This window comes from Pontibacter sp. Tf4 (assembly GCF_014212495.1).
Taxonomy (GTDB): Bacteria; Bacteroidota; Bacteroidia; order Cytophagales; family Hymenobacteraceae; genus Pontibacter.
Genome location: NZ_JACKZC010000005.1, coordinates 125,062 through 147,271 on the forward strand (window position 1 = coordinate 125,062; position 22,210 = coordinate 147,271).

Consider the following 22,210-nt stretch of genomic DNA (forward strand, 5'->3'; position numbering starts at 1 on the left):
CGGTATTCCGCTTTATGCTATACAAGACTAACGCAAAATCTTTGTTGGTTATTTCTGCTATAGTTAGCTGGGTGCTGCTACTGGGAAATGTGCTGTTGATGGCCGAGAGTGCCCGCCAGCCGGGCGCTATCAAAATGGCCTTGCCCTACATCAACAACCTGCTCATCATTGTTTTCATTCTTTCGGTCTTCATCTTTCAGCGCATCCACGCCAATAACCTGAAAGGCATCGACTTCAGCAGCTACCTCTGGAACCTGTTTTCGAGGGCAGCGGTGGCAGCCTACCTGAGCATTGCCCTGTACTTTGGCTACAAGCTGGCCACCGGATACATGCAGGTCAAATCGCCGTTTCTGCTGCACCTGGTGTACCAGGTTAACTTTGGGTTGCTGGTGTACTTCTTAGCAAAGGCATTCTATATCTGGCGGCAGTTGTTGCTCTATCATAAAAACAAGTTCCTGCATGTGGCCTGGGAGTGGTTCGAACTGCTGTTATGCAGCACGCTCATCCTGACGCTGCTCAACTTCAACTATACCAACTATATTTTTCTGCCCCTTTTTGTGCTGCTGGGCTGCTATATCCTGTTTCTGTGCACAAATCTTAAATGGGTGGCTTACCTGTCGTTCAACAAAAAAAGCCGCTCTCTGGTGCTGTTAGGTGCTATCCTTGTCAGCTGCTATATCTTCACCAAGTTCTTTCAGGAGTTTTCCGATAGTCCGGAGCTGGTTATAGATTATTCGGATGTCGGGTTTCTGATGCTGGCCATGGCATTTGTTGGACTGTACACGCTAGGGGCTTTCCTGGTCTCGTTGTTCAGTTTGCCTACCTCCAGCGTGTTTGAGCAGAAAAGCGAGGACCTGCTTAATTTCCAGCGCCTGAGCCAGTCCATTCAGCAAGGGCAAAGCGAGGCACAGGTGTACGACCTGTTGTTCGAAAGTACCATTAAGGCATCGGATGCAAGTGCAGGCTGGCTGGAGCAGGTACGCGGCAACAACACCCATATCTCGCACCTGCTTAACATCAACAACGAGCAGATCGAGCGCATCCGTCACCTGTTACTGGCTTACAACATCCAGCACATTGATTACATCAACAATAACCTGGACCGCAACTCCGGTTTCCGCGACCTGGCGCTGCCGTGGCGTTCGCTCATCATCTTGCCCATCAAGTCTAAAAAACACGTTTTCGGCACCTTGTACCTGCTCCGCGATATTGAACAGGGCTTTGACCGCGAAACTATAAACGTACTGCGCACCTTCACCAGCCAGACTATACTGACCATTGAGAACCTGCGCCTGGTTGCCGAATCGTTGCAGAACGAGCGCTACAAAGAAGAGCTGAAAATTGCCACACAGGTACAGGAGAGCCTGATACCAAAAACCTTCCCGACGGATAGCTGGTTCGAGATTTCGACACACGCCGTAGCGGCCAAGGAAGTAGGCGGCGATTTTTATGATTTCCTGCAGCTAAGCGAGTCGCGTATTGCCATTATCATCGGCGACGTGTCGGGCAAAGGTATTTCGGCGGCGTTCCACATGGCCCAGATGAAAGGCATTTTCCACGGCCTGATGCAGCAGGACATGCCACCGAGCGAGTTTATGAAACAGGCCAACAGTGCCCTCAGCCGCTGCCTCGAGAAAACCTCTTTCATCACTTCATCGCTATATATCATAGATTACCGTATGAAGGGTTTTATGTTTGCGCGCGCCGGCCACTGCCATACGCTGTACTATAACGCCATGATGGATGATGTTTTCTACTTCCAGACGGATGGGTTGGGGCTTGGCATAGTGCGTGACAAAAGCTATAACAACCACGTGCGGGAAATGTACTATGACTACAACCCGAACGACGTAATGGTGATCTATACGGATGGTATAGTAGAAGCCCGTAACCCGGACCAGACCGAAGAATATGGCGAAGATCGTTTGAAGTATATGCTTACCCAGACCTACCACCTCGAGGCAGAAGATATCAAGTGCGCCATCATAAATGATCTGGAAGATTTTACTGGTCCGGAAAACCTCTACGACGATCAGACGTTGCTTGTGATAAAGTTCAAACCCATTCAACCTAACGCATAACTAAAACGTAAAGTACCCGATGAAAATAACACAAGATATTAAAGACTCAACCATCATCATGACCCTTGATGGTGAACTCGATGCAAGCTCATCTGTGATACTGGACGAAGAACTGTCGGATCCGGAGATCATGAAATACAACAAGATACTGGTTGACTGCCGCAGCCTGAACTATATTTCATCTGCCGGTCTGGGTGTATTCATTTCGCACCTGCAGCGCTTCGAGGATGCACAGATAAAGCTCATCTTCTTTAACATGCAGGAAAAAGTGCGCAACGTATTCGAGATACTCGGCCTGGACCTGTTAATGACCATCGTAACCAATTACGAGGAAGCCATTACCATTGCTGATGAATAACTCCATCCGGGTAAATTGTACTAAAAAAAACCTGAAGCAAATACGGGACTTCGTTTCGGAGTATCTGGGGCAGCTTGCGCTCTCCGATATCCTGGTGAACCAGATCGTATTGGCCGTGGATGAGATATGCGCTAACCTGATCATCCATGCCAACCACGAAGACCCAACCAAGTACATTTACCTGACCATTACCGAACCCAAGAATGCCGTTCAGTTTGAGATAACCGACAATGGCCTTGCCTTTAAAAGCACCGATTACAAAGAGCCCGACCTGCACGAATATGTGCGGATGGGAAAAAAGGGCGGAGTAGGCATTGCGCTCGTAAAGCGCATCATGGACAAGGTTGAGTTTACCTCAAAGGACGGCGCCAACGCCTGCCTGCTATATAAAAAGATTAAGTAAAGCGCATACACTTAAACGGCGCTTTCTCCGTTATCCGGAACGAAAACCTATGCAATAGGATTATAGTTATACTTTTTGGCTTATCTGTCAGAAAAAATAATTAAAATTGCATATTCTGATCCTTATCAGCGAAACAAGTTTTGTTTAAATCACTTATGCGCAGCAACCATCTACTTGTTGCGGTAGCCGCTTTAGCGTTGGCCGGGTGCACCGCATCCAACAAGAACAACAGCAAAGAACCGGCTATTGCAACGCTTGGCTCCCAGCCAATCTCTACATCCGAGTTTAAATATGTGTACGAGAAAAACAACGGGGGTAACGAAGATGCCTACACCCCGCAAAGCGTGCAGGACTACCTGCAACTATACACCAACTTTAAACTGAAGGTACTGGAAGCCGAAAGCCGCGGCCTGGATACCACCACTGCTTTTAAGCGCGAACTGGAAGGCTACAAAGAGCAGCTGGCCCTGCCCTACCTGACCGAAAACAGCGTTACAGATAAACTGGTGCACGAAGCATACGAGCGCCTGAAGCAGGAGGTAAATGCTTCGCATATCCTTATCACGTTAGAGCCGGATGCCGCTCCGCAGGATACAATGGCTGCCTACAACCGGGTAATGGAACTGCGCAAGCGGGCCGAGGCCGGAGAGGATTTTGCAAAACTGGCCAGAGAAAACTCACAGGACCCGTCTGCAGCGGAGAACGGTGGCAACTTAGGATACTTTACGGCCATGCAGATGGTATACCCGTTTGAGAACGCGGCTTACAAAACTGCGCCGGGCCAGCTATCTATGCCAGTGCGTACGCGCTTTGGTTACCACCTGATAAAAGTACACGACAAACGCGATGCGCGGGGCGAAGTGCAGGTAGCGCATATTATGGTACGCGCCACACCGGGCATGCCAAAAGCCGACTCGCTGGCAGCCAAGCAGCGCATAGATGCCATCTATAAACGCGCACAGCGCAACGAAGACTGGAACAAACTGGCCGCTGAATTCTCGGAAGACGATAACACGGCCAACACCGGCGGCGAACTGCCATGGTTTGGTACCGGCCGCATGATCCCGGCATTTGAGGAAGCCGCTTTTGCCCTGCAGAAGAAAGGCGACATATCGAAGCCGGTGCTGACTCCGTATGGCTGGCACATTGTTAAACTGATAGAAAAACGTGGCCTGCCACCTTACGAGGCCATGGAGCAGAACCTGCGCAACAAGGTGGCCAAAGATTCCCGCTCCGAGCTTAACAAGGCGGTGTTTCTGAAGCGCATCCGCCAGGAGAATAACTTTACTGAGGTACCTGAAGCCAAAACGATAGCTTTCGGCCAGGCAAATGATGCCCTGCTGAAAGGCACCTGGAAATTTGAGCCGAACGAAAAGGATAAGACACAGAAAACAACCTTATTTACCATACAGGGCAAGCCATATACTATAGCTGACTTCTATAGTTACGTGGCAGAGAACCAGCGCCCGCGAACCAGCGGCACCGCCGAATACGCCATGACGCTGCTTTACGACAACTTCGTGAACAAGAGCCTGCTGGAATACGAGCGTGCTAACCTGGAGAATAAACATACCGACTACCGCATGCTGGTTCGGGAGTACCACGATGGTATCCTGTTGTTCCAGCTGATGGATGAGAAAGTTTGGTCTAAAGCAGTGGAAGACTCTGTTGGCCTGAAAGCATATTTTGAAGCAAACAAAGAGAAATATAAATGGGGCGAGCGTGCTGATGCTATCGTTATCAGTGCTGCCAACAAGGACCTGCTGCAGAAAGCGCAGCAGCAATTGAGCAACCGCCGTTACCCTGTTAAAACGGCCAAGCTGCCGGATGTACTGTTCGAGAATGGCAAGGCAACCCTTACAAAAGATGGTGTAGCCCAACTGAACGAACTGGCCGAGCTACTGAAAGAAATGCCGAACACCAGCCTGGATGTAAACGGTCATGCCGACGCCCGCGAAGATGCTGCTGCCAAAGACCTGGCTCAGAAACGCGCACAGGCTGTAGCTACTTACCTGCAGCAGGAGGGCGTACCAGCGGCACAGCTGTCTGTAAACGCACTTGGCAAAACCAAACAGGCAGGCCCTGATAATACAGAAACCGGCCGCCGACGCAATCGCCGGGCATCTTTTACGTTATATTCTTCGGATCTGGGTACCCTGGCAGATAACCTGAATGCCGGTAACCCGCTGGCAGTGCAGATTACGGAAAAGAAATTCCAGAAAGGTGAGAACAAAGCAGTGGATGCTGTGAAGTGGGAAAAAGGAACCCATACCACACAGCAGAACGGCCGCGAGTACCTTGTGATCATCAGGGATGTGCTGGCTCCGGGGTATAAGCAGCTGAACGAGGTACGTGGCGTTGCCATCTCTGATTACCAGAACTACCTGGAAGAGCAGTGGGTGAAAGAGCTTCGCGAAAAGTATCCTGTAAGTGTTAATACCGAAGAGGTAGAGAAACTGGTAAAATAAACCGCTGCAAAAAAGCTGCACTTTTATAGTGGAGCTTTTTTTGCTAAAAAAATCTTTGGAGATTGCAGGTTGCAAACCCTGCCTTAACGGCAAATGCCTGACGGGCTCCGGTATCTGCAGAACATAAAATCAGAAAGTATAGCGCAAAACAGCAAGCGCACAAACACCAATATGCATAACCAACCTATAAAAACCCGGGTATTTAGTGTAGCAGCAGCTATTGTTTTTAGTGTGATGTCTGCTTTTCAGGCAAACGCGCAGGCACCTGTGCAGCGCCACGTGGATGGCATCATCGCTAAGATAGACAACCAGATCGTGCTCCGCTCCGACCTGGAATTCAGCTACCTGCAATACCTGGCCCAGAGCAAACAGCAACCCAACGAAGACCTGAAGTGCGAGATATTCAAGTCGCTGGTGCAGGATAAACTATTGCTGGCCCGCGCCGAGATAGACTCTGTAGTTGTGGAAGAAGACCGCGTAACCGGTGAGCTTAACCGCCGCGTGGATTACCTGTCGGCACAAGTGGGTGGCGTGGAGCGACTGGAGCAATACTATGACAAGAGCATCCGCCAGCTAAAAGAAGAACTGCGCAAAACGATAAAAGACCAGCTGGTAATGCAGAAGATGCAGGAAGAGATTGCCGGCAAAGTGCGCGTTACCCCAAAAGAGGTGGCAGCTTACTTCAACCGTATCCCACAGGACAGCCTTCCTTACTTCTCCAGCGAAGTGGAACTGGCCCAGATCGTGAAGTATGCCGAAGTAAGCAAGCAGCAAAAACAGGAAGCACGTAAGCAGCTGGAAGAGATCCGTAAGCGTATAGTTGCCGGCGAAGATTTCGCCACCTTAGCCAAGCAGTATTCTCAGGACCCGGGCTCAGCACCAGCAGGTGGTGAACTGGGCTTTTTCAAGAAAAAAGAACTTACCCCTGAGTACGAAGCCGCTGCCCTGCGCCTGGAGCCGGGCGGTATTTCCGGTATTGTAGAGTCGCCTTTTGGTTTCCACCTGATCCAGATGATCGAGCGCAAAGGCCAGGAGTACAATACCCGTCACATCCTGATAAAGCCTGCTACAGCTACAGTAAACATCGAAGAAGCTGCCACTGAGTTGGACAGCATCCGCACGCTTATTCAGAACGACAGCATCTCGTTTGCCAAAGCTGCCAAAGATTTTTCGGACGACTTCCAGACCAAAGACAATGGTGGTATGCTGGCGAGCCGCAACGGTTCTACCTACATCCCGATGGACCAGGTAGACCCGGCTGTTTTCTTTGTGATCGATACCATGCAGGTAGGTGAAATTTCGGAGCCGATACCGTTCCGGACTGAAGACGGCAAAGAAGCCGTGCGTATTGTAAAGCTTGTAGGCAAGTCAGTTCCGCATCAGGCTAACCTCGAAGATGATTATCCGAAAATAGCTGCGGCGGCACTCAACGATAAAAAGAGCAAAGCCGTAGATGAGTGGTTCAGGAAGAACATCGATACGGTTTACATCGAAATAGACCCTGAGTACCAGAACTGCAAAGCACTACAACTCACGCAATAAAACTATATGGCACAGTACACCTCTGACAAAGAAGCAGCCGACGCGCTACACCACGCCTACCGCAGCCTGACAAACGAGATTTCGAAGGTGATTGTGGGGCAGGACGAAGTGGTAAGATTAGTACTGACGGCGGTTTTTTGTCAGGGGCACTGTTTGCTGGTAGGCGTACCCGGCCTTGCCAAAACACTCCTTATCCAAACTATAGCTTCTGCGCTGGATATGTCGTTCAGCAGGGTGCAGTTCACACCGGACCTGATGCCATCGGACATAGTAGGTGCCGAAACGCTGGACAAGGATCGTAACTTTAAATTTATTACCGGCCCGGTTTTCGCCAACATTGTGCTGGCCGATGAGATTAACCGTACGCCGCCGAAGACACAGGCAGCCCTGCTGGAAGCCATGCAGGAACATGCCGTAACCGTAGCCGGTAAGCGCTACAAACTACCAGAGCCCTTCTTTGTACTGGCCACCCAAAACCCCATAGAACAGGAAGGTACCTATCCCCTGCCCGAAGCCCAGCTCGACCGCTTTATGTTTAACATTACCCTGGGCTACCCAACTTATGAGGCAGAGCTGCAAATTGTAAAGAACACTACAGGCGCTTTTACTACACAGCTTAACAAATTACTGCACGCCGACGACATTCTGGCCTTTCAACAACTGGTGCGCCGTGTACCGGTGGTGGATAATGTAGTAGAGTATGCCGTGCAATTGGTGCACAAAACCCGCCCGGGCTCATCTATGGCCTCTAAACAGGCTGATAATTACCTGGAGTGGGGAGCAGGCCCGCGTGCCTCGCAGCACCTTATAGTTGGCGCCAAGTGCAACGCCATCCTCAACGGCAAATACAGCCCTGATATTGAAGACGTACAGGCTGTTGCTTTACCTATCCTTCGTCACCGCATCGTGCGCAATTTTAAAGCCGAAGCTGAGGGCATCACCGAAGAGAAGATCATCCGGGAGCTGCTATAATTTGCTTAATTGCTGTATTGATAAATTGTTGATTGTTATTCTTAACAATTTAGCCATCTAACAATTTAACCTTGAATCCATTTAGCCATTCGACAATTTAGTTTAATTTTGCGGCAGACTTACACTTACTAATCATATACCTATGGAGGCGGCTGCTTTATACTTTCGCTTTAAAGAGAACCTGGCAACTATAGTTAGTGCACTAAACAGCCAACTGGAAGTGCGTACTATGCCTTATAATACATCCATTCCGCTGGAGATAGACCTGATGAGCGACATTCTGCGCATCTATGGCCTTAACTTTACCTCGGCAACTACAGGTGCTGCCCGTATATTTGATTTTGAGCAGTGGTACCTGCAAAACGAAGAAGCTGTGAACGATGTGATGCACCGCGTGCTGGAGGACAAAAAAGCCTACATGAAAACTGCTACCGGTGTTGTCCTGCAAAAGGAAATGCTGTACAGAAGGCTGGAATTCTTTAAAGAAACAGCACATACGCTGGAGGTAATGATGGTGCAGCAGAACTTAGGCAGCCCGAAACATCACAACTATCCTTTCCTGAATCAATAGTCAAAACTATAGTTTATAGTACAAAGGCCGGCAATTTTATAGTTGCCGGCCTTTGTTTTATAGTTCAGCTATAGTTTACTTCCGGATAGAAGTATGCCCTTCTTTGGAGTGTTCCAGCTCCAGTTCTCCTTTCGGCTCTTTCTTCATCTCCGAATCGGCCTGGCTGCCTACACCGCCCTTTGCTATAGTTATGCCGCCATCCACCATATAAGTAGCACCAGTTACATAAGAGGCCTCGTCTGATGCCAGGAACAGGTACACATTCGCCACTTCTTCCGGTGTACCACGTCTGCCCATGGGGGTAGCTTCTTTCATCGTTTTCACCATTTTGCTATCCATCGGGCCGGTACTTTCGTGGGTCCAGGCGGTATCTATAGGGCCGGGGCCAACTATGTTGCAACGCACCCCAAACTGTGCCTGTTCTACAGCCAGGCCGCGCATAAAGGCATGTATAAATCCTTTGGTACCGCCATAGGGCGTGTTTTGCGCAATTCCCAGCACACCCGACTCCGAGCCCGCCGATACAATGTTGCCTTTGGTTTTATGCAGTTCGGGCAGGGCTGCCTTGCTCATGACAAAAGCCGTTTTCACATTGTTCTTCAGCATGTACTCAAAAGCCTCTTCCGAAAAATCCTGCAGCATGTTCACTTCCGGAAACACCCCGGCATTGTTGACCAGGATATCCAGCTTACCGTATTGGCTTACGGCAGTTTCCACGCAGCGCTTTGCATTGGCTTCTGTCGACAGGTCAGCAGTAAAAGGCAAGGCACTTCCCCCCTCTTTCTGTATCTCTTTCACCACCTCTTCTACCGGGTCTTCGGGGAAGCCGGCAACAACCACACTGGCCCCTTCGCGGGCAAATTTCTTACAGATAGCTTCGCCAATGCCGGTGCCACCGCCTGTTACAATTGCAACTTTTCCTTTTAGTCTGTCTCCCATAGTTTTTTATAGTTTAAATAATAGCACATGTTACTTACTAACGTTTTGGCTGGCTGCTTGTTTATAGTTCATACAACCCGAAATGCTATACCAATTCATGCATAAAGCGTAAGAAGATACACGCACCATATAAACTGACTATAAGAAGCAAACTATAATGAACTCACTATATAATATCCTACCCGATGCTCTGGACGAAAGACTGGAGACAGACAACCTCATCCTAAGGCCATACCAGGAAGGCGACGAAGGCGATTTTATGCGCGTGCTGCTGGAAAACCCCGACAACCTGTACCCTGCCTTCAGTGGCCGTATTGCGCGTGTGAAAGTGTTGGAAGATGCCCGCCTGCAAATGCAACAGCTCCGTACCGACTGGGACAACCGCAAAACCTTCGACTTCGGTGTCTGGACCAAGGCCGGCAACACCTACTTAGGCGACATAGCCCTGAAGAACGTAGACCACAAAATTCCGAAAGCAGAGATAGGCTTATACTTTACCGGCTGGCCCGAAACCAAAGAACTGGTGCAGGAAGCCCTGCAGGCTATGCTTGATTTTGCCTTTGATGCCCTGCAACTGAATAAAGTATACATCCGGTGCACGGCAACCAACAAATTTTACGGCGAGCTGGCCCTGGAGAATGGCTTTGTAGAAGAAGGCACCCTGCGCAGCGACTTCAGGGGATCTGACTCGGACGAGCTGCACGACCTGACCTACTTTGGGATGACACGCCAGGATTTTGAAAGGCGCAGAAGGCCTCAGGAATCAGCGAGCCCGGCCACAGTGGTGTAGACGAACTATAGTTTGGGACAGGCTGCAGGGCTCCATGTATGCAACCGCATACTATAGTATTATAAATTCTAATATTTTTAGCAAACACAAACCCAAAGGGCTGTCCTTCAGCAACTATAGCTCATGGCAAAGCCATTGGTTAAGCAACTATAAGCCAAACCGCTACGGCGTAAAATTATTTAAAAATAACTGCTAAAAAAGCTCAGATAATGGCACAAAAGCACTGCCGCTGATGTTAGGTATAGACAGCAATGATCAGCTAAAATAATTAGCAAAATATAGGGTAACTTTTTTGCATATTGGATCTGAAAGTTGTAATTTCACAATCAAATTAAGCTAAACAAGAAAAGAACACATGAGTGTAAGCAACGAAAAACTTAAAGCCCTGCAGCTGACCATCGATAAGCTTGACAAGACTTACGGTAAAGGCACTGTAATGAAGCTTAGCGACAACAAGGTAGAAGACATTCCTGCTATTTCTACAGGGTCTCTTGGGTTGGACATAGCTTTGGGTATTGGCGGTTTGCCACGTGGCCGTGTTATCGAGATCTACGGTCCTGAATCATCTGGTAAAACCACGCTTACCATGCATGCCATTGCCGAGGCACAGCGCCAGGGCGGTCTGGCTGCATTTATTGACGCAGAGCACGCTTTTGATAAAGTATATGCCGAAAAATTAGGTATCGATACAGAGAACTTACTTATCTCGCAGCCGGATAACGGTGAGCAGGCACTGGAGATCGCTGACCACCTGATCCGTTCAGGTGCTATCGATATCATTGTAATTGACTCTGTTGCTGCCCTGGTGCCGAAAGGCGAACTGGAGGGCGATATGGGTGACAGCAAAATGGGTCTTCAGGCTCGTTTAATGTCGCAGGCACTTCGTAAGTTAACCGGTACCATCAACAAAACAGGCTGCTGCTGTATCTTCATCAACCAGCTTCGTGAGAAGATCGGTGTGATGTTCGGTAACCCGGAGACAACAACCGGTGGTAACGCCCTTAAATTCTACGCTTCGGTACGTCTGGATATCCGTCGTATTGGCCAGATTAAAGAAGGTGCTGATAACATTACCGGTAACCGTACACGCGTGAAAGTAGTGAAAAACAAAGTAGCGCCTCCATTCAAAGTAGTTGAATTCGACATCATGTACGGCGAGGGTATCTCTAAAGTAGGTGAGATCCTTGACCTGGGCGTAGAGCTGAACATTGTACAGAAATCAGGTTCGTGGTTCTCTTACGATGGCAACAAGCTTGGCCAGGGCCGCGATGGTGTGAAGCAGATCCTGCTGGACAACCCTGAACTGATGGACGAGATCGAGCAAAAGATCAGAGCTATAGTTAAAGGTGAGCCTGAGAAAGTAGCAGAAGTAATGGAAGATAAATCGGGCGAAAGCGCTGAATGAACTTTATTTCCTGAACTAAAATAACAAAAAAGGTGCTATAGTTATAGCACCTTTTTTGTTTACCCTAACAGTAAAAAAATTTACATAAAGTGCTAACTTGCAATACACAACATAGTATAAAACCCTGTAGGCAGTAGCAAACAGACACAAACTATAGCTTGAACCTTACAGCGCAAAGCAGGGTTATAGTTTGCTGTAACTACAGAATATAGTTGGTATGATAGTTGAATAGACACCTACTACTATTGATGCAGCCCCTTATGAAGAAGAATATGAAGAAGATTTTTCCAGTAGCACTGCTTTTAGTCATCGTTCTGTCGGCGTTTGCTACAAAAGACAGAATGCGAATTGTGCGCAACGAAAGTTTTTCGACCGGTGAAGTACTGAAGTATAAAGTACACTATGGCCCTATTACCGCAGCTGAGGCAACTATAGATATATCCAACAACCTGCATATGGTAAATGGCCGCCCAACGTACCGGGCCACTGTGTATGGCAGAACCAGCAGCTCTTTCGACCTGTTCATAAAAGTGCGCGACACCTGGCAGTCTTATATTGATACGGCAGCCATATTACCGCACCGCTTTCACCGCGACATACAGGAAGGCAGCTACCGCAAAAAAGAAACCGTGGACTTTAACCACTACAGCAACACAGCTGCTGTAAAAACAAAACGTAAAAAAGATCCGGAAAGAAACAGCACCCACAAGATATCGGATAACGTGCAGGACATTGTGAGCGGTTTTTACTACCTGCGTACCCTTGATTACGACAACATGCGCAAAGGCGACAAAATGGTAGTGAAAGGCTTTTTTGATGAAGAGAACTTTGATATGGAGATCACTTACAAAGGCCGCGAAACAGTAAACACCAAAGCCGGAAAGATAAAAGCCATTAAACTGATCCCGAAAATGCCGAAGAACGACCTGTTTAAAGGCGAGAACGCGATAGCCGTGTACTTATCGGACGACAACAATAAAATACCGGTGCTGATTGAAGCCGAAATGTTTGTAGGCTCCCTGAAAGTGGACCTCTACAACTACAAAGGCCTGAAACATAAATTGGTAACACGCTAACAACTATAGAAACCAGCCCGCCGGCTGGTTTTTTTGTTACTGCTACCTGCTGCCACATTGTTAAGAAACTATTAACATTTTACTGTAACTGAGCAGTTTACTTAAATCATGCTAACTTTACATTACCAAAGTAACAAGGCAGCAGTATAGCGCCAGTTATGTTTATATAGTTCTAAACCGAAGACACGTGCAAACTACATCAAACTATAAGATACTGATAGTGGACGATGAGCCCAACATTGTGGAACTGTTGCACTATAACCTGACCCGCGAAGGCTACGAAGTGGCCCAGGCCGAAAACGGCCAGAAAGCTATTGAGACAGCACTAACCTTTAAGCCGGATGTGATCCTGATGGACGTAATGATGCCCGTATTGGATGGAATTGCAGCCTGCCGCCAGTTGCGCGAAATGCCTGACTTTAAACATACGCACATTATTTTCCTGACAGCCCGCTCCGAGGAGTTTTCGGAAGTAGCAGCTTTTGAGGCCGGCGCCGACGACTTTATAACCAAGCCCATAAAACCACGTGCCCTGCTGAGCCGCCTGGCTGCCCTTGCGCGCCGCGAGGCCCTGCTCGAAGACCAGGAACAGGTGATAACGATAGCCGGCCTGAAAATAGACCGTACCAGCTTTGCCGTGTACAAAGGCGACCAGAAAATAACATTGCCTAAAAAGGAATTTGAACTGCTGGCGTTTCTGGCCGCTACTCCAAACAAAGTATTTACCCGCGACGAACTGCTGAATAGCATCTGGGGCACCGATGTGTATGTAATTGCCCGCACCGTGGACGTTCATATCCGGAAGGTGCGCGAAAAGGTAGGCGAAGACCACATCAGAACTATAAAAGGCGTGGGCTACAAGTTTAACACCGACTAAACTGCATGAACCTGAACTCGCGTTCGCTTGCTTTACTTATCTCGCTGGCGGTGGCTTTGGTGCTTACCGCCTTTCTTACGTTAGCCAGTTATTTCTCGTCCAAAGGGTTGATAGCGGCCCTGGTGCTGGTCTTTATCTGTTGCTTTCTGCTGATCTATTTTTCTTACGAAGCACTGGTGCTCCGCGAAATAAAGAATGTGTACTCTACTCTGGAGCGCATCAAACGCCAGGACAGCAAAAGAGCCGAAGGCCGTTCGTTTTTCACATCCGACCCGTTGCTGAAGATCAAAAATGAGATCTATGAGATAGCAGCAAAAAAACAACTCGAGATCGATGAACTCAAGCGCCTGCAAAACATGCGCAGCGATTTTCTGGCCGATGTATCGCACGAACTGAAGACACCCATTTTTGCAGCACAGGGCTTTATACACACCCTGCTGGACGGCGCTGTGGATGACGTAACCGTACGCGACAAATTCCTATTGAAAGCAGCCAACAGCCTAGATGGCCTGGACACACTGGTGCAGGACCTGATCAGCATTTCGCAGTTGGAGAACGGGGTGATACAACTACAGAAACGCAATTTTGATGCGGTAGCGCTGGTGCAGGATGTATTTGAGCAGTTAGAGTTAAAAGCTGCAGAACGCCAGATTACCCTTCACCTGGAAGCGTTACCGGGCCAGACCATAAACCTTTTTGGCGACCCTAACCGCATCCGGCAGGTATTTGTAAACCTGATCGACAACGCTATAAAATATGGCCGCGACGGTGGTAACATCTGGGTTTCGTTTACAGAGGGCCGTAAAAAATACACCATTACCGTAAAAGACGACGGCATGGGCGTGGCCGAAGAGCACATCAACCGTATTTTTGAACGCTTTTACCGCATCGATAAGAGCCGTGCCAAATCAGAAGGCGGCACCGGGCTGGGGCTTGCCATCTCGAAGCACATCGTGGAAGCGCACCGTTCGTTCATTGCCATATCCAGCACCGTAGGCAAAGGTTCCACCCTGCGTTTCAAGCTCCCGAAAGCCAAATAGTTGCTGGTTGTTAGTTATTGGTTGTTCGATTCTCAGAGTTTAACTCACTTTCTCCCAAAACGCACTAATAACTAACAACGAATAACCAACAACTAATTTCCGTATCTTTGCAAACGCGCAGTTCAACACATAGCTGTGTCGGTTATAGTTTAGATACACATGAAGTACCCGGTTTTTAAAGACCTGATCATATTTGAGAACGACGACTACATTGTAGTTAACAAGCCCCCTTTTCTGGCAACGCTGGAAGACCGCACGCCCAACACCACCAACCTGCTTAAAATAGCGCGCCAGTACAACCCGGCGTTGCAGGCCTGCCACCGTCTGGACAAGGACACTTCCGGCTGCCTGGTATTTGCCAAAAACCCGGAGACTTACCGCAACCTGGCCATGCAGTTTGAGCACCGCGAAGTGTATAAAGTGTATCATGCTGTGGTGTGGGGCACCCATAAATTTGAAGACCAGCTGGTAAGCAAAGCCATATTACCTAATGCGAAAGGCGTGGCCAAACTAACGCCACAGGGCAAACCAGCCGAAACCTACTTTACCACTCTGGAGAACTATAGCCGTCACTCCCTGATAGAATGTATGCCGGTAACCGGCCGCCTGCACCAGATACGCGTGCACCTGGCATGGTTAAAGGCACCTATAGTTGGCGATTCGTTGTATGGCGGAGAGGATCTGTTTTTGAGCACCCTGAAACGCGGCTACAACCTGAAAAAGTTGACTGAAGAACAACCGCTGATCAAACGCTTTGCCCTGCACTCGCACACGATTGGTTTCCGGTTGCTGAATGGCGAGCCGGTAAAAGTAGAAGCACCTTACCCGAAAGACTTCGCTGTATTGGTAAAACAACTGCGGGCACAGTAGTTTTCCTTGACAAAGGATTTTTTGACAAAAGGACAGAAGACGCAACTATAGCTCTTTTGTCCTTTTTTGTTTGAACTGGGGTAGTTTTGATTTTGGGATTATCCTGGATCTTTTTGTCTGAATCAGGATTCACAGGATTTTAGGATGAACAGGATTCTGTAAACTATAAAACTATACCCAAACTATAGCTGGATGCTGGCACGGATCTGTGATCCGTGACTTATTTATAACGTTGGATTTGCAATCCGACTAGGCCAGAGGCCCAAACTATAGCCTTCCGTAAACTATAGTTTCCTGCTTGTGCATAACGCCAGTTACAAACTGGCGCCATCATTAACCACAAGTTACGCTGGCGCTAAACTTGCGGCATTTTCATTCTTCTATCAAACAGTTTTTGTCTCTTTTTAATCCACCCGCAGCACAATTTTACCGATGTTTTGGTTGCTTTCCATGTAGCGGTGCGCTTCGGCTGCGTCTTCCCAACTATAAATCGAGTCGATAACAGGTTTGAGCTTTCCTTCTTTAAACAGTGGCAAGGCAAACTGGGCGAGGTCTTCGGTTAATTTTATCTGGTAGTCTTTGGTGCGGGAGCGTAGCGTGGAACCCATTACCTGCAACCGTTTTGTGAGGATCTTGCGCAGATCAAAGTTATCCACTTTCCCGCCACCCAGGCTGGCCAGTATAACCAGCCGGCCATCGAGGCGCAGGCAATCTATGTTCTGGTTAAAGTATGGCCCGGCTATAAAATCAACGATCACATCCACGCCTTCGCTGTTGGTATAGGCCAGCACTTCATCCTCGAAAGGTACTTCTTTATAGTTGATAGCTTTGTGGGCACCCAGGTTCAGGCAGGCTTGTAGTTTGGTTTCGGATGCGGTGACCAGCACTTCGGTTTTCAGGGCGCGGGCTAATTGTATGGCTGCCGTGCCTACACCGCTGGCACCGGCGTGTACCAGCACCCGTTCGCCGGGTTGTAGTTTACCGAGCCACACCAGCGCCTGCCAGGCTGTTAGAAAAACTTCGGGTATGGCGGCAGCTTCTTCAAAGCTAAGGTTGTCGGGCATCGGCATGGCCATGGCCTCATCTATCGTTACATACTCGGCGTAACCGCCGCCGGGCAGTAACCCGAACACCTTATCGCCTTTTTTAAAACGGGTGCAGTTAATGCCTGCCTCTGCCACTTCGCCGGCCATCTCCAGGCCAAGCAGCGGACTGGCTCCTTTTGGCGGCGGGTATTTCCCCTGCCGCTGCAAGGTGTCGGCGCGGTTAAGGGCGGTGGCATGTACTTTCACCAGCAGCTCGGTTGGGCTGGGTAACGGCTGTTCATACTCACCCAATATAAGTTGTTCCGGTCCGCCGGGTTGCTTTACAAGAATGGCTTTCATAATTTTTATAGTTGTTATAGTTACCTACTATAGTTTGCGGCTGCTTGTTTTACTCTCTCCGGATGGCATCTACGGGGTTCAGGCGTGCGGCACGCATGGCAGGGTACGTGCCGAACACAATACCGATAACTATAGCAATGATAGTGATAACCATAAATGTATTTAGAGTATAAGCCGCCTGGAAAGGCACATCTGTAACGGCTTTAATAACAGGCACGGCTCCCATCGCAAACAGTATACCGAGCGCAAGCCCCAGCAAACTGCCAAACAACGACACCGTGACCGACTCGGCAAGGAACTGCAGCAGGATGTCGCGCTTTTTGGCACCCATAGCTTTACGCACGCCAATCTCAACCGTGCGTTCATTCACCGAAATCAGCAGCACATTCATTACACCGATGCCACCCACTATAACTGAGATCCCCACGATCATCCCCATCACGATCCGGAACAGTAAAAAGCCTTTCGACGCCTGCTCTACCCTGCTTTCGTTGGTCATCACCCTGAAGTCAGTGGTGTCTTTGGCCACGTTGGTTTTCAGCCATTGTTCGGCATCTTTCTTAAACGCCTGCACCTGCTCCACTTCATCCACCTCAAACATTACGCGCGGCGGGTTTGCTTTCAGCTCCTCGTCAGAAAATAAGCTTATAGGCAAGTATAGTTCAGGTTTCTCCTGGCCCTTGGATTTAAGGATACCTACCAGTTTTACCGCTTTATCTTTATAAGTTACGGTTTGCCCCAACGCCGCATCCACAGAATCTTTTCCTGCCACTTGTTTGGCAAAACTATAGTTGGCAAAGGCAACAGGTGTTTTGGTGGTTAATTCCTTCGGCGTAAATAACCGGCCGGTTTCCAGCACTGCTAATGTCGGGTGCACCGCGTTCACACCATTCACGCCAACGCCAACCTTACTGCTATCGGACAGCAAAACTTCGCTGTTGTTTCCGAACTCGATATAGCCGGTAGCTGGTATGGGCATAGCTCCTGAAAAAGTTTTGAACCGTTCGTAGTTCAGGTAGCCGTAGTCTTCTTTCTGCACGCCCACATCGTTTACGCGCTTATAGGTATTGGTTTCTATCATCACGGCTTTCAGCGATGTAGTGGTGGTTATCTGCTCTTTGGCAAATTTTTCCAAGCCATCTATCAGCGAGAGCACGGTTACCAGCGCGCCTACTCCTATCACAATACCTAAAATAGACAGCAGTGTATGGAACAACCTGGTGCGGATATTATGCAACGCCAGCGCGAACGAGTTTAGTAGTTTTTTGAGCATACAGCAGAACTATAGTTTTAGTGCTTTTCTAAAGGTGGTGTATAGTTAACTTTTACTGGTGGCGGAGGCATTGGCCGGTCTGACCATGGCACTGTACGACCTGCACCGAAGCTCTCATGGTTAACAATAGGCACCATTATACTGTCATCCGGCACCAAGCTGTTTACCACGTCCAAATCCGGGCTTTCTGTTAAGGCAAGTAAGTAATCCGTGAACAGTTCGAATCTTTTATCCAGCTCTCGGGAAGTAAAGTAATAAATTCTTTCCTCGCCGGCATAGCTGTAGTTCGTGTAAAAAGTCAGGCCGCAATAGAGCGTACCTTCGGGTGTTTTTGGGGTTATCAGGTTACTGCTTTCATACTGCCGGCTGGCTTCTATGTAAGCAACTATAGCCGGATGTTTTGAAATACCGCTTATATATCCTGCTTTTGCAACTGTTTCAGTACTGTCAGAATTATCTATCTTCCGCTGAATGTAAACTGAATCAGTCTCCAAGTTTATGTAAACGTAATGGCCAGGGCAAAAGCCTTTGTTTTGTTGTGTAGGATTATCAGACAACCCGAAGGTTACCAGCTCAATCACACTTCCATCTCCAGCAGGCGCATCCTTAACTATAGTTTCATCGGAGCAACCCGTAAGCAGGATAGCTATAGTTGTTAAGGATAGTAGAAGCTGCTTCATGTGTAATGTAAAATCAAACTGATCTGGTCCTGAATTACGTTAATTGACTTTCTCCTGGGCTGGAGGTGGTGGATGCGGGAGATCAGGTGGCGGTGGCCTTAAATCATATCCTGCAAACCTTACCATTGGCACTACTATTTTATCTTCGTCCATTACTTTTACAGGCTTTAGCTGTTCTTTTTTCAGTAATGACAAAATGAAATCCTTAACATGGACAAATCTTAAATCCACATCATTAGTATTAAAATAAAGTATTTTCTCAACACCCGATCCATAATTCCTTATCGCGTAAGTAGGTCCGCAGAAGCTGGCTCCTTCCTCAACAGGTTCACTTATTATTTGTCCACTTTTATACTGCTTTGCAGCTTCCAGATAATTGTGTAATACAGGATTCTGAGATATGCCAGCTATAATACCAGCTCGGGCAAATGTTTCCGGCTGTTCAATAGGGTTGATTTTCTGTTGTATAAATACAGAGTCGGTAGCCAGGTTTAAGTAGCAATAGTAAAAAGCTCCAAAGCCTTTATTCTCATCATTGGCATCTTCTGCGAAGCCAAGAGTTACAAATTCAATAACATGGCTGTCGCGTACAGTAAACTCCTTTTTTATAGTTTCTTCGGAACATCCGGACAGAACTATAGCTATACCTACTAAAGAAAGTAATATTGACTTCATAGTTCGTATTTCATTTTATCAGATAAGGTACAGATTTTTCAACTGTAAACACAGTTTCCACTTTTCTCGCAGTCCATCCATAAAATTATTTTTAACTAAAAACCCTCTTTACGTCCTTGAAACCAATACCCAAAAATAATTACGAAAATTTCGTAGCTTTTATTACGAACATTTCGTAACTATACGAAAACATCGTAACACTATGGAAAAGCTGACCCAACAAGAAGAAGAAGCCATGCTGGTAATTTGGGAAACCGGTGGCGGATTTATAAAGGATTTTCTGGAAGAGTTGCCCGAGCCGAAACCGCCTTACACCACGCTGGCATCAACGGTAAAAAACCTGGAGAAAAAGGGTTTTGTGCAGGGCGAGAAGTTGGGCAACACCTACCGCTACACGCCTGTAATCAAGCAGGAAGACTATAAGAAGCGCTTCATGAAAAGCTTTGTGGGCGATTACTTTAAGAACTCCTACAAAGAGCTGGTGGCATTTTTTGCGCAGGACAAGAAGATAAGCGCTGAAGAGCTGCAGGAAATTATTAACATGATCGAGAACAAAAAAGCCGAATAGCCATGCCGGAACTGCTCTTATACCTGCTGAAAGTAAATGTGGCGCTGGTGCTGTTTTACCTGGCCTACCATGTAGCGCTCCGCCGGCTCACATTCTACCACCTCAACCGGCTTTTCCTGGTGTTTGGTATCATGTTCTCTACAGTGTACCCTTTTATAGACCTATCAGAGCTGTTAGCAAACCATGAGCCGATTGCCAATGCTTACATTGTAACTATACCAGCCTGGGCAATCAGTACACAAACTATAGTTGCTGCCCCGACCTTCGACTACTGGCAACTGCCGGTTTACCTGTTTTGGGCCGGAGTTATAGTTATGCTCATCAGGTTTATAGTTCAGTTGGTTTCGCTTTACAAGATACATGCAGCCTCAGAGCCTGCCAACTATAAGCACATCGGTTTCAGGCAGGTTAAAACTATAAGGCAGGCTTTTTCTTTTTGGCAAACCATTTACCTTAACCCCGAGCAGCACAAACAGGATGAGCTGGAAAAGATACTGCACCACGAACTGATACATATTACCGGCTGGCATACCCTGGATGTGCTGCTGGCCGAACTGAGCACCGTGTTTTACTGGTTTAACCCGGGCGCGTGGCTCATGAAAAAAGCTGTGAAAGAAAACCTGGAGTTTATTGCCGACCAGAACGTGGTAAACACCGGAGTAGACAAAAAAGAATACCAATACCTTTTACTGAAAGTTGTAGGCGCCACGCAACCTCAGATTGCCAATCAATTCAATTTTCCATCACTAAAAAGAAGAATTGCCATGATGAACAAAATGCCTACCAGTAAGGCCGGTAAGCTCAGGTTGCTGATCGCCTTGCCGCTTGCCACTACCCTGCTGTTTGCCTTCCGGAATGCAGCACCTACAATTAATGAACTCTCTGGAGAACTAAGCAAAACCAGCCTTGAGCTGCAAGGCGAGAACGATAAGTTTCAGGAAGACCAGGCCTCATTTCTGGAACGCAACCCCAATGTGGAGCAGTTGTACTGGCTGCATGAGGATGTCCTTGATAAGACGAGTAAGCTTACACGCGTAGTTATCCAACGCAAAGACCAGCCACAATTCGAGAATTACCATCTGGATAATGAAAAAGAGATAGCCGCTTTTGAAAAGAAATATGGAAAGCTTCCTCCAATACCTGCGCAGTCTCTACAGCAAAATGGTGAAAAAGATCTTCCTAAAGAGCTCGTTCAGCATTTAAAGAAAAATCCGGCTGTAAAAAGCGTGCGCGGCAAAGTAGTGAACAATAGAAATGCAATTGTAATTGGCCTGAAAGGCGGTGGCACCGAAGTTTATTACCTGGATGATGCCAAAAGTATAGCCGAACTTGAGCGCAAGTATAACTTGCCGGAGTTACCACCTCCTCCGCCTCCTGTACCTGCAGCCCCTGCAGCTCCTCCTGCACCGCCGGCACCCGTACAGGAAGTAGACCTGCCAGCACCACCTGCGCCACCTGTTAAACCAGATACCAAAGATATGCTGCAGAGCCTTCCGGATGGTGTGGTGTACTACCTTGATGGCAAAGAAGACAAAACCGAGGCTTACAAGAAACTGGACCCGAAGAAAATCCACAGCATTAATGTGATCAAAGGGGAACAAGCTCAGAAAATAGCAGGCAGCAAGGCTGCGAAAGGGCTGATCTCTATTGTAACAGAGAAAAACAAAGACTCTAAAGAGGTTAAAGAGCTTGAGCAGAAGTTTGAAACATTGCCCGCCCCACCGCCACCAGTAAGGCACGAAGGTCCGCTTGTTCCGGCATCAGGTGCGAAGCTCGTAGAAGATGAAAAAACTGTTACATATGTGCTTTGGCCAAACGATGTTACCAAACGCGAACTTGATGCAGCCCAGCAGGCATTTGCAGCCAACGGTTTTGACCTCTCATTTAAAGAGCACAAAGATGCCAGCGGCAACGATGCAATCAACATTACGATAGCTTCCAGAAAACTGAACAACGGCACCAGTGTGTCTCATAGTTTAAAAGGCCTGGCTGCGCATAACAACGTAGTGGTGGTAAAAGGCTTTAAGGAAACCGGCAGGTTTATAGTTGGTACTACCATTCCGCCAGAGAAATAAGACAGGCGCATTTTCTAAAAAAGCATGAGGCAGAACTATAGTTTATGGTTCTGCCTCATGCTTTTACGGCTACACCACAAAATACTATCTGCGCACGGGCTGGTAAGGTTACCCTATAGTTGGCAACTATAGCCTGCAACTGCTATTGCCCTGATTTACGGG

Annotated in this window: 20 protein-coding genes; 15 read left to right on the top strand and 5 right to left on the bottom strand. The window is 47.9% G+C overall.

Translation table 11 applies throughout. The annotated features are described in order from the left end of the window. The first annotated feature begins 14 nt into the window (after positions 1-14). The 7 genes from H7F15_RS09610 to H7F15_RS09640 all read left to right on the top strand — a co-directional run bounded on the left by H7F15_RS09610 (position 15) and on the right by H7F15_RS09640 (position 8,395). Positions 15-2,081 carry a GAF domain-containing SpoIIE family protein phosphatase gene (locus H7F15_RS09610; protein ID WP_185196762.1) on the top strand — a complete coding sequence of 689 codons (2,067 nt, stop codon included), beginning with the start codon at positions 15-17 and terminating at the stop codon, positions 2,079-2,081. Positions 2,082-2,100: 19 nt separating this feature from the next. Then, positions 2,101-2,439, top strand: a complete 339-nt coding sequence (locus H7F15_RS09615; protein WP_185196763.1) for an STAS domain-containing protein — start codon at positions 2,101-2,103, stop codon at positions 2,437-2,439. After that, the gene (locus H7F15_RS09620) at positions 2,432-2,842 is read left to right on the top strand and encodes an ATP-binding protein (protein ID WP_185196764.1); all 411 of its coding nucleotides are present in this window, start codon (positions 2,432-2,434) and stop codon (positions 2,840-2,842) included. Before H7F15_RS09615 ends, H7F15_RS09620 begins: the two co-directional genes overlap by 8 nt. Before the next feature lie 155 nt (positions 2,843-2,997). Continuing rightward, positions 2,998-5,310, top strand: coding sequence for a peptidylprolyl isomerase (locus tag H7F15_RS09625; protein WP_185196765.1), 2,313 nt, complete (start codon positions 2,998-3,000; stop codon positions 5,308-5,310). Between the two features lie 171 nt (positions 5,311-5,481). Next, positions 5,482-6,852: a peptidylprolyl isomerase gene (locus H7F15_RS09630; RefSeq protein WP_185196766.1), complete on the top strand. Its 1,371-nt coding sequence runs from the start codon at positions 5,482-5,484 to the stop codon at positions 6,850-6,852. Between the two features lie 6 nt (positions 6,853-6,858). Next, positions 6,859-7,824 carry a MoxR family ATPase gene (locus H7F15_RS09635; RefSeq protein ID WP_185196767.1) on the top strand — a complete coding sequence of 322 codons (966 nt, stop codon included), beginning with the start codon at positions 6,859-6,861 and terminating at the stop codon, positions 7,822-7,824. A 142-nt stretch (positions 7,825-7,966) separates the two neighbouring features. Then, positions 7,967-8,395, top strand: coding sequence for a hypothetical protein (locus H7F15_RS09640; protein ID WP_185196768.1), 429 nt, complete (start codon positions 7,967-7,969; stop codon positions 8,393-8,395). Between the two features lie 75 nt (positions 8,396-8,470). Here H7F15_RS09640 and H7F15_RS09645 read toward each other — a convergent pair whose 3' ends face one another. Continuing rightward, positions 8,471-9,334, bottom strand: coding sequence for an SDR family NAD(P)-dependent oxidoreductase (locus tag H7F15_RS09645; RefSeq protein WP_185196769.1), 864 nt, complete (start codon positions 9,332-9,334; stop codon positions 8,471-8,473). A gap of 157 nt (positions 9,335-9,491) precedes the next feature. Here H7F15_RS09645 and H7F15_RS09650 point away from each other — a divergent pair, with 157 nt between their 5' ends. From H7F15_RS09650 to H7F15_RS09675, 6 genes are all read left to right on the top strand, one after another. Further along, positions 9,492-10,124 carry a GNAT family N-acetyltransferase gene (locus H7F15_RS09650; protein ID WP_185196770.1) on the top strand — a complete coding sequence of 211 codons (633 nt, stop codon included), beginning with the start codon at positions 9,492-9,494 and terminating at the stop codon, positions 10,122-10,124. A gap of 355 nt (positions 10,125-10,479) precedes the next feature. After that, on the top strand, positions 10,480-11,529 hold the full coding sequence (gene recA, locus H7F15_RS09655; RefSeq protein ID WP_185196771.1) for a recombinase RecA: 1,050 nt from the start codon (positions 10,480-10,482) through the stop codon (positions 11,527-11,529). 272 nt (positions 11,530-11,801) lie between these two features. Next, positions 11,802-12,605: a DUF3108 domain-containing protein gene (locus tag H7F15_RS09660; protein WP_185196772.1), complete on the top strand. Its 804-nt coding sequence runs from the start codon at positions 11,802-11,804 to the stop codon at positions 12,603-12,605. A gap of 187 nt (positions 12,606-12,792) precedes the next feature. After that, complete coding sequence (locus tag H7F15_RS09665; RefSeq protein ID WP_185196773.1) at positions 12,793-13,482, top strand: response regulator transcription factor; 690 nt, start codon at positions 12,793-12,795, stop codon at positions 13,480-13,482. Positions 13,483-13,487: 5 nt separating this feature from the next. Beyond that, on the top strand, positions 13,488-14,522 hold the full coding sequence (locus H7F15_RS09670) for a cell wall metabolism sensor histidine kinase WalK (RefSeq protein ID WP_185196774.1): 1,035 nt from the start codon (positions 13,488-13,490) through the stop codon (positions 14,520-14,522). 159 nt (positions 14,523-14,681) lie between these two features. Continuing rightward, complete coding sequence (locus H7F15_RS09675) at positions 14,682-15,392, top strand: RluA family pseudouridine synthase (protein WP_185196775.1); 711 nt, start codon at positions 14,682-14,684, stop codon at positions 15,390-15,392. 404 nt (positions 15,393-15,796) lie between these two features. Here the strand turns inward: H7F15_RS09675 and H7F15_RS09680 are convergent, their stop codons facing one another. The 4 genes from H7F15_RS09680 to H7F15_RS09695 are packed head-to-tail and all read right to left on the bottom strand — an operon-like array spanning position 15,797 to position 19,405. Then, a complete protein-coding gene (locus H7F15_RS09680; protein WP_185196776.1) occupies positions 15,797-16,777 on the bottom strand; it encodes an NAD(P)H-quinone oxidoreductase in 981 nt (326 codons plus the stop codon). Between the two features lie 49 nt (positions 16,778-16,826). Beyond that, entirely contained in the window at positions 16,827-18,050 is a 1,224-nt protein-coding gene (locus H7F15_RS09685) for an ABC transporter permease (protein ID WP_185196777.1), read from the bottom strand. 17 nt (positions 18,051-18,067) lie between these two features. Continuing rightward, the gene (locus H7F15_RS09690; RefSeq protein ID WP_185196778.1) at positions 18,068-18,730 is read right to left on the bottom strand and encodes a hypothetical protein; all 663 of its coding nucleotides are present in this window, start codon (positions 18,728-18,730) and stop codon (positions 18,068-18,070) included. A gap of 39 nt (positions 18,731-18,769) precedes the next feature. Then, positions 18,770-19,405 (bottom strand): hypothetical protein, encoded by a 636-nt coding sequence (locus H7F15_RS09695; RefSeq protein WP_185196779.1) that lies wholly within the window; start codon positions 19,403-19,405, stop codon positions 18,770-18,772. A gap of 202 nt (positions 19,406-19,607) precedes the next feature. On the opposite strand from H7F15_RS09695, the gene H7F15_RS09700 reads away from it, so the two are divergent. Both H7F15_RS09700 and H7F15_RS09705 read left to right on the top strand, forming a co-directional pair. Further along, complete coding sequence (locus H7F15_RS09700; protein WP_185196780.1) at positions 19,608-19,973, top strand: BlaI/MecI/CopY family transcriptional regulator; 366 nt, start codon at positions 19,608-19,610, stop codon at positions 19,971-19,973. A gap of 2 nt (positions 19,974-19,975) precedes the next feature. Next, on the top strand, positions 19,976-22,048 hold the full coding sequence (locus H7F15_RS09705) for a M56 family metallopeptidase (protein ID WP_185196781.1): 2,073 nt from the start codon (positions 19,976-19,978) through the stop codon (positions 22,046-22,048). The last annotated feature ends 162 nt before the right edge of the window (positions 22,049-22,210 follow it).